This window comes from Vibrio coralliilyticus, from assembly GCF_024449095.1.
In the GTDB taxonomy this organism is placed as follows: domain Bacteria; phylum Pseudomonadota; class Gammaproteobacteria; order Enterobacterales; family Vibrionaceae; genus Vibrio; species Vibrio coralliilyticus_A.
The window spans coordinates 74,608-89,758 of the sequence record NZ_CP024627.1 but is presented as its reverse complement, the minus strand read 5'-3'; the positions used below and the strand labels follow the sequence as shown (position 1 = coordinate 89,758).

The 15,151-nt window shown below is 48.6% G+C and carries 2 protein-coding genes, 6 tRNA genes and 6 rRNA genes; 2 read left to right on the top strand and 12 right to left on the bottom strand.

From position 1 onward, the window contains the following. The first annotated feature begins 120 nt into the window (after positions 1-120). Both gepA and add read left to right on the top strand, forming a co-directional pair. Entirely contained in the window at positions 121-2,661 is a 2,541-nt protein-coding gene (gene gepA, locus CTT30_RS00390) for a phosphodiesterase GepA (RefSeq protein WP_239871714.1), read from the top strand. Positions 2,662-2,759: 98 nt separating this feature from the next. Further along, a complete protein-coding gene (gene add, locus CTT30_RS00385; protein WP_239876106.1) occupies positions 2,760-3,764 on the top strand; it encodes an adenosine deaminase in 1,005 nt (334 codons plus the stop codon). A gap of 200 nt (positions 3,765-3,964) precedes the next feature. Here the strand turns inward: add and CTT30_RS00380 are convergent. The 12 genes from CTT30_RS00380 to CTT30_RS00325 form a co-directional block, all read right to left on the bottom strand. After that, positions 3,965-4,055: transfer RNA gene (locus CTT30_RS00380), tRNA-Ser, on the bottom strand. Between the two features lie 70 nt (positions 4,056-4,125). Continuing rightward, a 5S ribosomal RNA gene (rrf, locus tag CTT30_RS00375) occupies positions 4,126-4,241 on the bottom strand. A 160-nt stretch (positions 4,242-4,401) separates the two neighbouring features. Further along, positions 4,402-7,290: ribosomal RNA gene (locus CTT30_RS00370) — 23S ribosomal RNA — on the bottom strand. A 317-nt stretch (positions 7,291-7,607) separates the two neighbouring features. Next, positions 7,608-7,683: transfer RNA gene (locus CTT30_RS00365), tRNA-Ala, on the bottom strand. Between the two features lie 42 nt (positions 7,684-7,725). After that, positions 7,726-7,802, bottom strand: a tRNA-Ile gene (locus CTT30_RS00360). A gap of 66 nt (positions 7,803-7,868) precedes the next feature. Further along, positions 7,869-9,420 (bottom strand): 16S ribosomal RNA (locus CTT30_RS00355). A 350-nt stretch (positions 9,421-9,770) separates the two neighbouring features. Next, positions 9,771-9,886: ribosomal RNA gene (gene rrf, locus CTT30_RS00350) — 5S ribosomal RNA — on the bottom strand. Between the two features lie 90 nt (positions 9,887-9,976). Further along, positions 9,977-12,865, bottom strand: a 23S ribosomal RNA gene (locus CTT30_RS00345). A 339-nt stretch (positions 12,866-13,204) separates the two neighbouring features. Continuing rightward, positions 13,205-13,280, bottom strand: a tRNA-Val gene (locus CTT30_RS00340). A 30-nt stretch (positions 13,281-13,310) separates the two neighbouring features. Continuing rightward, positions 13,311-13,386, bottom strand: a tRNA-Lys gene (locus CTT30_RS00335). 2 nt (positions 13,387-13,388) lie between these two features. After that, positions 13,389-13,464 (bottom strand) — tRNA-Glu (locus tag CTT30_RS00330). Between the two features lie 90 nt (positions 13,465-13,554). Further along, positions 13,555-15,106 (bottom strand): 16S ribosomal RNA (locus CTT30_RS00325). The 16S, 23S and 5S rRNA genes sit together here with 6 tRNA genes alongside, the layout of an rRNA operon. Positions 15,107-15,151 lie beyond the last annotated feature (45 nt).

Sequence of the window (15,151 nt, the reverse complement as noted above, 5' to 3'; positions counted from 1 at the left end):
CGCATTGTACAATTGGTAAGCATTTTAGGGCTTTATGGGTCAGCACCAGTGCACTATGGCTGTTTGCTTGCAGACTCAAACCTGCTATACGGATTTTAGTTTCAAGTATTTAAGGACAGCATGTCGTCAACTACGCAAATCACATTAAGAACCGCAGTCGTTCTCCCTTTTGTAATGATTTTTCTCTTTACAATTGGCGTTATCGTCACTGTGCAAAAGCGCAGTTATGAAGAAATGGTCTTGGACATCAGTGACAAGCAACTGACTGCGCTCACCGATAACGTCACTCTAGAGCTAGATAACTTTTTGAGTCGACCATTTCAGGCCAGTTTATCCCTCAGCCACAACATAGGCTTCAACCAATTGTACGAGAAAGGGAACACCTCTGTGATTGAGAAATTTCTTCTCACTAGCTTCCATGACTTGTATCGTTCAATCCCTCAACTTGATGTGATTGGCTTCGGTGGCGAAGGCGCCGAATACATTGGTTTTCGCAAAGAAGCCAACCAAAATTACACCTTGATGATTCAAGATGATCGCACAGAACAAAAATTGGTTATATACCGAGGACAAGTTGTCAGTGACGATATTCGTTCAGTCTTTGAAGGCTATGATCCTCGCATTCGCCCTTGGTATGCGCCAGTTGCAAAAAGCCGCGTCCCTATGTGGTCGTCAATTTATGCTAATGCTGATGAACGTCAAGAGATTACCCTGTCAGCCTTAACTCCGGTATTTCAGCAACAACGTTTTCAGGGGGTCGTGGTTGCCGATATCAAAATTGGCACTTTCAACACGTTCCTAAAGAAACAACAAGAAAAAACCAGCGCAGCAATTTATCTATTTGATCAAGAACGCAGGCTCGTTGCTCACTCAACTGGGGGAAATGTGGTCTCTTGGGGAACGCCATTAAGTGATAAAGGCCAACGTCTACTCGCAACAGAAAGCTCAAATCCCATCGTCAAAAAAAGTGCAGAACATGCATTTAATCACCAATTCCATTCCTCGCCAAAAACCAATCGCTTCAGCTTGGATGTTAATGGAAAACGCTATTTCAATCACATTACACCCTATACCGATGAATTCGGCCTCAAGTGGTACATCGGCGTCGCTATATCTGAATCCGATCTACTTGGTCAATTGCCCGAAAGTCAAAGAGACAGTTGGATCATTGGTGTCATTGCCAGCTTTATCGGCATCGTGATTGGCCTAGTCGCTTTTAATCGCATAGTGACCCCAATTACTTCTACAGCCGCTGCGGCCAAGCATTTGGCTAAAGGTGACTGGGATAGCACCATGCCAAAACCTGGGTATATCTATGAAACCAACATGTTAGTGTTCGCCTTTAACGAAATGGCCAACAACCTCAAAGCGTCTTTTCGTGCCCTTCGCTCTCAATTGTTATTTGATTCACTGACTAAACTCTATAGCCGAGAAGGCTTTATCGATACCTGTGATGGATTGCCAAAAATGAATGGCTGCTTGCTGCTTATTGGGATCAACAAATTTCGTGATATTAACGATAGCTTAGGTCATTACAAGGGAGATCAGCTACTCGTTATTATTGCAGAAAGACTTAAAGCCCTGTTTGATGAAGATTGCTACATGGCCAGAATTGGTGGGGATGAGTTTGCAATCTACTTCACTGACCATCTCAATAGTGAGCAAATCACATTTGCTACACATAGAATTCAACAAATGTTTGCCGCACCTTTCGTCATGGAGCAGGAAAGTGTGGTGGTCAGTGTAGCGATCGGTGTTGTAACCGAGAGCGAACACAACAGTATGACGCTATGGCTGCGCAACGGTAGTATAGCCTTAAGTACCGCCAAGCAAGACCTCAATCAGGTCAGTCACTACAAGCCTGAAATGGCCGATATTTCGCGCAAACGCACGCTGATGCAAGCCAAAATTAAGGATGCTCTAGAACATAACGAGTTTGTGCCATTTTATCAGCCAATCGTCAATCTCAACACGGGCGAGGTAATTGGCGCGGAAGCACTGGCTCGCTGGCTATCTCCTACCTCTGGCTTGATATCCCCTCTGGATTTCATTCCTATTGCAGAAGAGAGTGGCTTAATTGGCTTAATTGGTGAGCAAATACTTACTCAGGCCTGTGAAGATACCGTGAAAGGTATGGAAGAAGGCAAATGGGATAAGAATTTTCACCTCCATGTCAACTTATCAGTGAAACAGCTCTCTAACCCCGATTTAGGGGAATCACTGCGTTCAATACTTACGTCATCAGGTTTAAATGCCGACAACTTGACGTTGGAAATCACAGAGTCGCGTATTGTGGATAATGATCCGGTGATTATTCATAACATGCAATCTATACGTGACCTTGGTATTCACATTGCTATCGACGACTTTGGTACCGGATACAGCTCATTGGCATATCTACACAAGCTGCCCTTTGATTGCCTCAAAATCGATCGCACTTTCGTCCAGAAAATGGAAAAAGAGCACCTCGACACTTCCATTGTCGCTGCCATCATCAATATGACTCAAGGAATGAAAGTTGATCTTGTCGCTGAAGGCATCGAAACCGCAGAGCAGGCACAAATGCTCGTCTCTCTTAACTGCCCACAAGGTCAAGGATTCTTATTTAGCCACCCGGTACCGTTCGAAGAGTGGCCAACAGATCTAGTGAACATGAAATAAATATCAGCACTATTAGTCGGTTTTACACGCAATGCTTACTGACACTTCTGGCATTGATTCTTATACTTAGTGCAATTCAGACAACTGGAATTACAATAATGATAACCAAGAACTTACCACTTACAGACTTGCACCGTCACCTTGACGGAAATATCCGCACCAAGACAATCTTAGAGCTTGGTCAACAGTTTGGCGTCGCACTTCCAGCGTATGATGTCGAATCACTCACTCCGCATGTACAGATAGTTGAAGCAGAACCATCTTTGGTAGCCTTCCTTTCAAAGCTCGATTGGGGAGTGGCAGTTCTTGGTGACCTGGATGCCTGTCGCCGCGTTGCTTACGAAAACGTTGAAGACGCACTGAATGCGCAGATCGATTATGCGGAGCTACGCTTCTCTCCATATTACATGGCAATGAAACACAAATTGCCTGTTGCAGGCGTGGTCGAAGCGGTTGTCGATGGCGTGGAAGCTGGTATACGTGATTTTGGTATCAAAGCAAACCTGATTGGCATCATGAGCCGTACCTTTGGTACTGACGCTTGTCAGCAAGAATTAGATGCGATTCTGACTCAAAGAGATAAAATCGTTGCTGTTGACTTAGCTGGAGATGAATTGGGTCAGCCTGGCGATCGCTTTGTTAAACACTTCACTCAAGTTAAAGATGCGGGTCTGAATGTGACAGTTCATGCTGGTGAAGCTGCTGGTGCCGAAAGCATGTGGCAAGCAATTCAAGAGCTGGGAGCCACTCGTATTGGTCATGGAGTCAAAGCTATTCACGACCCTAAGCTAATGGATTACCTAGCAGAAAACCGCATTGGTATTGAGTCATGCCTAACCTCTAACTTCCAGACAAGTACGGTAGAGTCACTAGCCAACCACCCTATTAAACAATTCCTGGATCACGGCGTGCTAGCCTGCCTAAATACTGATGATCCAGCGGTAGAAGGCATTGAGCTACCATACGAATACGAAGTAGCAGCGCCTCAAGCCGGTCTATCACAAGATGAAATTCGTCAGACACAGATCAACGGATTAGAGCTGGCATTCATCTCAGATGCAGAGAAGAAAGAACTTAAGGATAAAGTCGCCAACCGCGCTTAATCTTTTTACTCGCTTTTATTTAGCCGGCATTAAATGTCGGCTTTTTTGTATCTTCAGAAGCAAGATATAGAGGGTGCAGTACTCAGTGTTTGCGCCTCCAGAGGCTACTCTTTGTTGAGAAACAGTATGTATCAGGATAATGTATTTTTAATTCTTGGAATGCAAAAAGCCCGTTGCTAGCGCAACGGGCTTTTTAATAGTGGCGGAGAGATAGGGATTTGAACCCTAGATACGCTATTAACGTATGCCGGTTTTCAAGACCGGTGCTTTCAACCACTCAGCCATCTCTCCACAAATTGTCATCGTCAGATTAGTACACTGATGATGTTGTTACCCGTTTAAACGAATAACGATATTTAAAGCCTGGCGATGTCCTACTCTCACATGGGGAAGCCCCACACTACCATCGGCGCTATTGCGTTTCACTTCTGAGTTCGGCATGGGATCAGGTGGGTCCACAACGCTATGGTCGCCAAGCAAATTCTTTATCAATTTGCTCGCAAATTCAAACGCACTTTAGTACGGCCCTTTAGGGTGAGATTTGCTTGCAAATCGAATAATTCGGAAAGCTGTTATTGTGTTCTCTACACATTCAATCTGTTCTACTTTGAGTCCATCAAAACCCTTTGGGTGTTGTATAGTTAAGCCTCACGGGCAATTAGTACAGGTTAGCTCAACGCCTCACAACGCTTACACACCCTGCCTATCAACGTTCTAGTCTTGAACAACCCTTTAGGACCCTCAAGGGGTCAGGGAAGACTCATCTCAGGGCTCGCTTCCCGCTTAGATGCTTTCAGCGGTTATCGATTCCGAACTTAGCTACCGGGCAATGCCATTGGCATGACAACCCGAACACCAGAGGTTCGTCCACTCCGGTCCTCTCGTACTAGGAGCAGCCCCCTTCAATCTTCCAACGCCCACGGCAGATAGGGACCGAACTGTCTCACGACGTTCTAAACCCAGCTCGCGTACCACTTTAAATGGCGAACAGCCATACCCTTGGGACCGACTTCAGCCCCAGGATGTGATGAGCCGACATCGAGGTGCCAAACACCGCCGTCGATATGAACTCTTGGGCGGTATCAGCCTGTTATCCCCGGAGTACCTTTTATCCGTTGAGCGATGGCCCTTCCATTCAGAACCACCGGATCACTATGACCTGCTTTCGCACCTGCTCGAATTGTCATTCTCGCAGTCAAGCGGGCTTATGCCATTGCACTAACCTCACGATGTCCAACCGTGATTAGCCCACCTTCGTGCTCCTCCGTTACTCTTTGGGAGGAGACCGCCCCAGTCAAACTACCCACCAGGCACTGTCCTCAACCCGGATAACGGGTCTAAGTTAGAACATCAACACTACAAGGGTGGTATTTCAAGGACGGCTCCACCGATACTGGCGTACCGGGTTCAAAGCCTCCCACCTATCCTACACATGTAGGGTCAATGTTCAGTGCCAAGCTGTAGTAAAGGTTCACGGGGTCTTTCCGTCTAGCCGCGGGTACACTGCATCTTCACAGCGATTTCAATTTCACTGAGTCTCGGGTGGAGACAGCGTGGCCATCATTACGCCATTCGTGCAGGTCGGAACTTACCCGACAAGGAATTTCGCTACCTTAGGACCGTTATAGTTACGGCCGCCGTTTACCGGGGCTTCGATCAAGAGCTTCGACTTACGTCTAACCCCATCAATTAACCTTCCGGCACCGGGCAGGCGTCACACCGTATACGTCATCTTACGATTTTGCACAGTGCTGTGTTTTTAATAAACAGTTGCAGCCACCTGGTATCTGCGACTCTCAATAGCTCCATCCGCAAGGGACTTCACCGTCAAGAGCGTACCTTCTCCCGAAGTTACGGTACCATTTTGCCTAGTTCCTTCACCCGAGTTCTCTCAAGCGCCTTGGTATTCTCTACCCGACCACCTGTGTCGGTTTGGGGTACGATTCCTTACAATCTGAAGCTTAGAGGCTTTTCCTGGAAGCATGGCATCAATGACTTCACATCCGTAGATGCTCGACATCGTGTCTCAGCCTTAAAGAGAGCCGGATTTACCTAACTCTCAAGCCTACGCACTTGAACCTGGACAACCGTCGCCAGGCCCACCTAGCCTTCTCCGTCCCCCCATCGCAATTGTAAGAAGTACGGGAATATTAACCCGTTTCCCATCGACTACGCCTTTCGGCCTCGCCTTAGGGGTCGACTTACCCTGCCCCGATTAACGTTGGACAGGAACCCTTGGTCTTCCGGCGTGGAGGTTTTTCACCCCCATTATCGTTACTCATGTCAGCATTCGCACTTCTGATACCTCCAGCAAGCTTTACAACTCACCTTCAACGGCTTACAGAACGCTCCCCTACCCAATACATAAAATGCATTGCCGCAGCTTCGGTTTACAGCTTAGCCCCGTTACATCTTCCGCGCAGGCCGACTCGACTAGTGAGCTATTACGCTTTCTTTAAATGATGGCTGCTTCTAAGCCAACATCCTAGCTGTCTAAGCCTTCCCACATCGTTTCCCACTTAGCTGTAATTTGGGACCTTAGCTGGCGGTCTGGGTTGTTTCCCTCTCCACGACGGACGTTAGCACCCGCCGTGTGTCTCCCGGATAGTACTTACTGGTATTCGGAGTTTGCAAAGGGTTGGTAAGTCGGGATGACCCCCTAGCCTTAACAGTGCTCTACCCCCAGTAGTATTCGTCCGAGGCTCTACCTAAATAGATTTCGGGGAGAACCAGCTATCTCCAGGTTTGATTGGCCTTTCACCCCTAGCCACAAGTCATCCGCTAATTTTTCAACATTAGTCGGTTCGGTCCTCCAGTTGATGTTACTCAACCTTCAACCTGCCCATGGCTAGATCACCTGGTTTCGGGTCTATATCCAGCAACTTGACGCCCAGTTAAGACTCGATTTCTCTACGGCTCCCCTAGATGGTTAACCTTGCTACTGAATATAAGTCGCTGACCCATTATACAAAAGGTACGCAGTCACACCACGAAGGTGCTCCTACTGCTTGTACGTACACGGTTTCAGGTTCTATTTCACTCCCCTCACAGGGGTTCTTTTCGCCTTTCCCTCACGGTACTGGTTCACTATCGGTCAGTCAGTAGTATTTAGCCTTGGAGGATGGTCCCCCCATATTCAGACAGGATATCACGTGTCCCGCCCTACTCGATTTCACCTAAAATGCGCTGTCGGTTACGGGGCTATCACCCTGTATCGCAGACCTTTCCAGAACTTTCACCTGACGCATTATAGACTTAAGGGCTAGTCCAATTTCGCTCGCCGCTACTTTCGGAATCTCGGTTGATTTCTTTTCCTCGGGGTACTTAGATGTTTCAGTTCCCCCGGTTCGCCCTGTTAACCTATGTATTCAGTTAACAGTAACTGCTTATGCAGTTGGGTTTCCCCATTCGGAAATCCCAGACTCAAATGACTTTTACTGTCTAATCTGGGCTTATCGCAAGTTAATACGTCCTTCATCGCCTCTGACTGCCAAGGCATCCACCGTGTACGCTTAGTCACTTAACCATACAACCCCAAAGGGTCTTACAGTCAACTAACCAAAGTTGTCTGCAATTATTTAAACATGATGCAGACTCGATTTTGCCGGACTCAAATATCTTTTTACTTTACTTTTTTATAAAAAATGAAAACAAAAAGCCAAGAACACTTGAATGTGTGTTGGTACCTAATTCAAAGAATTAGGATTTGAGAACTTTTAATTGAATAACAACGCATCTCAAAGAGATGGGGATTGTTGTTATTCGTCAGCTTTCCAAATTGTTAAAGAGCTAGATTCATTTAAGAACCATTTTTAAGAACACTTAAGCAAGTATGCTTAAAGATGGTGGAGCTAAGCAGGATCGAACTGCTGACCTCCTGCGTGCAAGGCAGGCGCTCTCCCAGCTGAGCTATAGCCCCATCAAGGTGTCGATACTGTTGCCAATCTCCTGGGAGGAAGATTGGTGGGTCTGAGTGGACTTGAACCACCGACCTCTCGCTTATCAGGCGAACGCTCTAACCACCTGAGCTACAGACCCAGTATCGTCTCTTAAACTACATAAACCATCAATCTGTGTGGACACTCATCGTGAGTAATCATCGTATAAGGAGGTGATCCAGCGCCAGGTTCCCCTAGCGCTACCTTGTTACGACTTCACCCCAGTCATGAACCACAAAGTGGTGAGCGTCCCCCCGAAGGTTAAACTACCCACTTCTTTTGCAGCCCACTCCCATGGTGTGACGGGCGGTGTGTACAAGGCCCGGGAACGTATTCACCGTAGCATTCTGATCTACGATTACTAGCGATTCCGACTTCATGGAGTCGAGTTGCAGACTCCAATCCGGACTACGACGCACTTTTTGGGATTCGCTCACTTTCGCAAGTTGGCCGCCCTCTGTATGCGCCATTGTAGCACGTGTGTAGCCCTACTCGTAAGGGCCATGATGACTTGACGTCGTCCCCACCTTCCTCCGGTTTATCACCGGCAGTCTCCCTGGAGTTCCCACCCGAAGTGCTGGCAAACAAGGATAAGGGTTGCGCTCGTTGCGGGACTTAACCCAACATTTCACAACACGAGCTGACGACAGCCATGCAGCACCTGTCTCAGAGTTCCCGAAGGCACCAATCCATCTCTGGAAAGTTCTCTGGATGTCAAGAGTAGGTAAGGTTCTTCGCGTTGCATCGAATTAAACCACATGCTCCACCGCTTGTGCGGGCCCCCGTCAATTCATTTGAGTTTTAATCTTGCGACCGTACTCCCCAGGCGGTCTACTTAACGCGTTAGCTCCGAAAGCCACGGCTCAAGACCACAACCTCCAAGTAGACATCGTTTACGGCGTGGACTACCAGGGTATCTAATCCTGTTTGCTCCCCACGCTTTCGCATCTGAGTGTCAGTATCTGTCCAGGGGGCCGCCTTCGCCACCGGTATTCCTTCAGATCTCTACGCATTTCACCGCTACACCTGAAATTCTACCCCCCTCTACAGTACTCTAGTCTGCCAGTTTCAAATGCTATTCCGAGGTTGAGCCCCGGGCTTTCACATCTGACTTAACAAACCACCTGCATGCGCTTTACGCCCAGTAATTCCGATTAACGCTCGCACCCTCCGTATTACCGCGGCTGCTGGCACGGAGTTAGCCGGTGCTTCTTCTGCAGCTAACGTCAAATGAATGCGCTATTAACACATCCACCTTCCTCACTGCTGAAAGTACTTTACAACCCGAAGGCCTTCTTCATACACGCGGCATGGCTGCATCAGGCTTGCGCCCATTGTGCAATATTCCCCACTGCTGCCTCCCGTAGGAGTCTGGACCGTGTCTCAGTTCCAGTGTGGCTGATCATCCTCTCAGACCAGCTAGGGATCGTCGCCTTGGTGAGCCATTACCTCACCAACTAGCTAATCCCACCTGGGCATATCCTGACGCGAGAGGCCCGAAGGTCCCCCTCTTTGAGCCGAAGCTATTATGCGGTATTAGCCATCGTTTCCAATGGTTATCCCCCACATCAGGGCAATTTCCCAGGCATTACTCACCCGTCCGCCGCTCGACGCCGTTATCGTTCCCCGAAGGTTCAGATAACTCGTTTCCGCTCGACTTGCATGTGTTAGGCCTGCCGCCAGCGTTCAATCTGAGCCATGATCAAACTCTTCAATTTAAGATTTTGTCGGCTCAATGAATACTGACTTCAAAACTACTGTGTAATTTTAAAGCTATTATCGTTCCAACAGAACGATAATGAATTGACTGTGCCAAGTCCGAGGACTTGATTGGTCACTCAGTTCATTGAAACCTAATTTGAAACCGAAGTTTCTAATTGGATTATCATCAACGAGTGCCCACACAGATTGATAGGTTTATATTGTTAAAGAGCTGTGCTTTCAGTGCCTTAGCACCTAAGCAGGACGCGTATAATACGCGACTGACTGTTGAAGTCAACATAAAACTCTAAACTTTTTTAGAATCTTATGGTGACTTGCTTAGTAAATAAGCAAAGTCGAAATTAAAGCCTGGCGATGTCCTACTCTCACATGGGGAAGCCCCACACTACCATCGGCGCTATTGCGTTTCACTTCTGAGTTCGGCATGGAGTCAGGTGGGTCCACAACGCTATAGTCGCCAAGCAAATTCTTTAATCTGGAAAGCTGTTTTAAGTTCTGTGTTTACACATTCAATGTTCTTATCTGAGTCCATCAAAACCCTTTGGGTGTTGTATGGTTAAGCCTCACGGGCAATTAGTACAGGTTAGCTCAACGCCTCACAACGCTTACACACCCTGCCTATCAACGTTCTAGTCTCGAACAACCCTTTAGGACTCTCAAGGAGTCAGGGAAGACTCATCTCAGGGCTCGCTTCCCGCTTAGATGCTTTCAGCGGTTATCGATTCCGAACTTAGCTACCGGGCAATGCCATTGGCATGACAACCCGAACACCAGAGGTTCGTCCACTCCGGTCCTCTCGTACTAGGAGCAGCCCCCTTCAATCTTCCAACGCCCACGGCAGATAGGGACCGAACTGTCTCACGACGTTCTAAACCCAGCTCGCGTACCACTTTAAATGGCGAACAGCCATACCCTTGGGACCGACTTCAGCCCCAGGATGTGATGAGCCGACATCGAGGTGCCAAACACCGCCGTCGATATGAACTCTTGGGCGGTATCAGCCTGTTATCCCCGGAGTACCTTTTATCCGTTGAGCGATGGCCCTTCCATACAGAACCACCGGATCACTATGACCTGCTTTCGCACCTGCTCGAATTGTCATTCTCGCAGTCAAGCGGGCTTATGCCATTGCACTAACCTCACGATGTCCAACCGTGATTAGCCCACCTTCGTGCTCCTCCGTTACTCTTTGGGAGGAGACCGCCCCAGTCAAACTACCCACCAGGCACTGTCCTCAACCCGGATAACGGGTCTAAGTTAGAACATCAACACTACAAGGGTGGTATTTCAAGGACGGCTCCACCGATACTGGCGTACCGGGTTCAAAGCCTCCCACCTATCCTACACATGTAGGGTCAATGTTCAGTGCCAAGCTGTAGTAAAGGTTCACGGGGTCTTTCCGTCTAGCCGCGGGTACACTGCATCTTCACAGCGATTTCAATTTCACTGAGTCTCGGGTGGAGACAGCGTGGCCATCATTACGCCATTCGTGCAGGTCGGAACTTACCCGACAAGGAATTTCGCTACCTTAGGACCGTTATAGTTACGGCCGCCGTTTACCGGGGCTTCGATCAAGAGCTTCGACTTACGTCTAACCCCATCAATTAACCTTCCGGCACCGGGCAGGCGTCACACCGTATACGTCATCTTACGATTTTGCACAGTGCTGTGTTTTTAATAAACAGTTGCAGCCACCTGGTATCTGCGACTCTCAATAGCTCCATCCGCAAGGGACTTCACCGTCAAGAGCGTACCTTCTCCCGAAGTTACGGTACCATTTTGCCTAGTTCCTTCACCCGAGTTCTCTCAAGCGCCTTGGTATTCTCTACCCGACCACCTGTGTCGGTTTGGGGTACGATTCCTTACAATCTGAAGCTTAGAGGCTTTTCCTGGAAGCATGGCATCAATGACTTCACTGCCGTAGCAGCTCGACATCGTGTCTCAGCCTTAAAGAGAGCCGGATTTACCTAACTCTCAAGCCTACGCACTTGAACCTGGACAACCGTCGCCAGGCCCACCTAGCCTTCTCCGTCCCCCCATCGCAATTGTAAGAAGTACGGGAATATTAACCCGTTTCCCATCGACTACGCCTTTCGGCCTCGCCTTAGGGGTCGACTTACCCTGCCCCGATTAACGTTGGACAGGAACCCTTGGTCTTCCGGCGTGGAGGTTTTTCACCCCCATTATCGTTACTCATGTCAGCATTCGCACTTCTGATACCTCCAGCAAGCTTTACAACTCACCTTCAACGGCTTACAGAACGCTCCCCTACCCAATACATAAAATGCATTGCCGCAGCTTCGGTTTACAGCTTAGCCCCGTTACATCTTCCGCGCAGGCCGACTCGACTAGTGAGCTATTACGCTTTCTTTAAATGATGGCTGCTTCTAAGCCAACATCCTAGCTGTCTAAGCCTTCCCACATCGTTTCCCACTTAGCTGTAATTTGGGACCTTAGCTGGCGGTCTGGGTTGTTTCCCTCTCCACGACGGACGTTAGCACCCGCCGTGTGTCTCCCGGATAGTACTTACTGGTATTCGGAGTTTGCAAAGGGTTGGTAAGTCGGGATGACCCCCTAGCCTTAACAGTGCTCTACCCCCAGTAGTATTCGTCCGAGGCTCTACCTAAATAGATTTCGGGGAGAACCAGCTATCTCCAGGTTTGATTGGCCTTTCACCCCTAGCCACAAGTCATCCGCTAATTTTTCAACATTAGTCGGTTCGGTCCTCCAGTTGATGTTACTCAACCTTCAACCTGCCCATGGCTAGATCACCTGGTTTCGGGTCTATATCCAGCAACTCGACGCCCAGTTAAGACTCGATTTCTCTACGGCTCCCCTAGATGGTTAACCTTGCTACTGAATATAAGTCGCTGACCCATTATACAAAAGGTACGCAGTCACACCACGAAGGTGCTCCTACTGCTTGTACGTACACGGTTTCAGGTTCTATTTCACTCCCCTCACAGGGGTTCTTTTCGCCTTTCCCTCACGGTACTGGTTCACTATCGGTCAGTCAGTAGTATTTAGCCTTGGAGGATGGTCCCCCCATATTCAGACAGGATATCACGTGTCCCGCCCTACTCGATTTCACCTAAAATGCGCTGTCGGTTACGGGGCTATCACCCTGTATCGCAGACCTTTCCAGAACTTTCACCTGACGCATTATAGGCTTAAGGGCTAGTCCAATTTCGCTCGCCGCTACTTTCGGAATCTCGGTTGATTTCTTTTCCTCGGGGTACTTAGATGTTTCAGTTCCCCCGGTTCGCCTCATTACCCTATGTATTCAGATAATGATAACTGCTTATGCAGTTGGGTTTCCCCATTCGGAAATCCCAGACTCAAATGACTTTTACTGTCTAATCTGGGCTTATCGCAAGTTAATACGTCCTTCATCGCCTCTGACTGCCAAGGCATCCACCGTGTACGCTTAGTCACTTAACCATACAACCCCAAAGGGTCTTCTAGTCAAACAACCAAAGTTGTCTGCAATTATTTAAACATGATGCAGACTCGATTTTGCCGGACTCAAATTTCCAAGAACACTTGAATGTGTGTTGGTACCTAATGAACAAGTCATTAGGATTTGAGAACTTTTAATTGAATAACAACGCATCTCAAAGAGATGGGGATTGTTGTTATTCGTCAGCTTTCCAAATTGTTAAAGAGCTATGTTTCTTCACAAGGAAGTTACATTTTCTAAAGACTTTCAGCGGCAAAAATCCAACCACGTACGTATTACTGAAGTGGTTTGGAAATCTGAATCCAAAAATACTTAGAGAATGGTGGGCGATACCGGGCTCGAACCAGTGACCCCCTGCTTGTAAGGCAGGTGCTCTCCCAACTGAGCTAATCGCCCACATAAGTTTTGATTCTTCGTGGAGAAGAATGGTGGGTCGTGCAGGATTCGAACCTGCGACCAATTGATTAAAAGTCAACTGCTCTACCAACTGAGCTAACGACCCAATGGTATCCCGTAGGGGAGTCGAACCCCTGTTACCGCCGTGAAAGGGCGGTGTCCTAGGCCTCTAGACGAACGGGACACTAAGTTGAAGATATTGGGATATCTTCGTTCTCTTAAACTACATAAACTTATCAATCTGTGTGGACACTCATCGTGAGTAATCATCGTATAAGGAGGTGATCCAGCGCCAGGTTCCCCTAGCGCTACCTTGTTACGACTTCACCCCAGTCATGAACCACAAAGTGGTGAGCGTCCCCCCGAAGGTTAAACTACCCACTTCTTTTGCAGCCCACTCCCATGGTGTGACGGGCGGTGTGTACAAGGCCCGGGAACGTATTCACCGTAGCATTCTGATCTACGATTACTAGCGATTCCGACTTCATGGAGTCGAGTTGCAGACTCCAATCCGGACTACGACGCACTTTTTGGGATTCGCTCACTTTCGCAAGTTGGCCGCCCTCTGTATGCGCCATTGTAGCACGTGTGTAGCCCTACTCGTAAGGGCCATGATGACTTGACGTCGTCCCCACCTTCCTCCGGTTTATCACCGGCAGTCTCCCTGGAGTTCCCACCCGAAGTGCTGGCAAACAAGGATAAGGGTTGCGCTCGTTGCGGGACTTAACCCAACATTTCACAACACGAGCTGACGACAGCCATGCAGCACCTGTCTCAGAGTTCCCGAAGGCACCAATCCATCTCTGGAAAGTTCTCTGGATGTCAAGAGTAGGTAAGGTTCTTCGCGTTGCATCGAATTAAACCACATGCTCCACCGCTTGTGCGGGCCCCCGTCAATTCATTTGAGTTTTAATCTTGCGACCGTACTCCCCAGGCGGTCTACTTAACGCGTTAGCTCCGAAAGCCACGGCTCAAGGCCACAACCTCCAAGTAGACATCGTTTACGGCGTGGACTACCAGGGTATCTAATCCTGTTTGCTCCCCACGCTTTCGCATCTGAGTGTCAGTATCTGTCCAGGGGGCCGCCTTCGCCACCGGTATTCCTTCAGATCTCTACGCATTTCACCGCTACACCTGAAATTCTACCCCCCTCTACAGTACTCTAGTCTGCCAGTTTCAAATGCTATTCCGAGGTTGAGCCCCGGGCTTTCACATCTGACTTAACAAACCACCTGCATGCGCTTTACGCCCAGTAATTCCGATTAACGCTCGCACCCTCCGTATTACCGCGGCTGCTGGCACGGAGTTAGCCGGTGCTTCTTCTGCAGCTAACGTCAAATGAATGCGCTATTAACACATCCACCTTCCTCACTGCTGAAAGTACTTTACAACCCGAAGGCCTTCTTCATACACGCGGCATGGCTGCATCAGGCTTGCGCCCATTGTGCAATATTCCCCACTGCTGCCTCCCGTAGGAGTCTGGACCGTGTCTCAGTTCCAGTGTGGCTGATCATCCTCTCAGACCAGCTAGGGATCGTCGCCTTGGTGAGCCATTACCTCACCAACTAGCTAATCCCACCTGGGCATATCCTGATGCGAGAGGCCCGAAGGTCCCCCTCTTTGAGCCGAAGCTATTATGCGGTATTAGCCATCGTTTCCAATGGTTATCCCCCACATCAGGGCAATTTCCCAGGCATTACTCACCCGTCCGCCGCTCGACGCCGTTATCGTTCCCCGAAGGTTCAGATAACTCGTTTCCGCTCGACTTGCATGTGTTAGGCCTGCCGCCAGCGTTCAATCTGAGCCATGATCAAACTCTTCAATTTAAGATTTTGTTCGGCTCAATGAATACTGAACATTACATAAAGTAA

What these genes read in the sequence shown, in the direction of transcription:
- add (WP_239876106.1), top strand. Translation starts at nt 2,760, where the DNA reads ATGATAACCAAGAACTTACCACTTACAGACTTGCACCGTCACCTTGAC.
- gepA (WP_239871714.1), top strand. Translation starts at nt 121, where the DNA reads ATGTCGTCAACTACGCAAATCACATTAAGAACCGCAGTCGTTCTCCCT.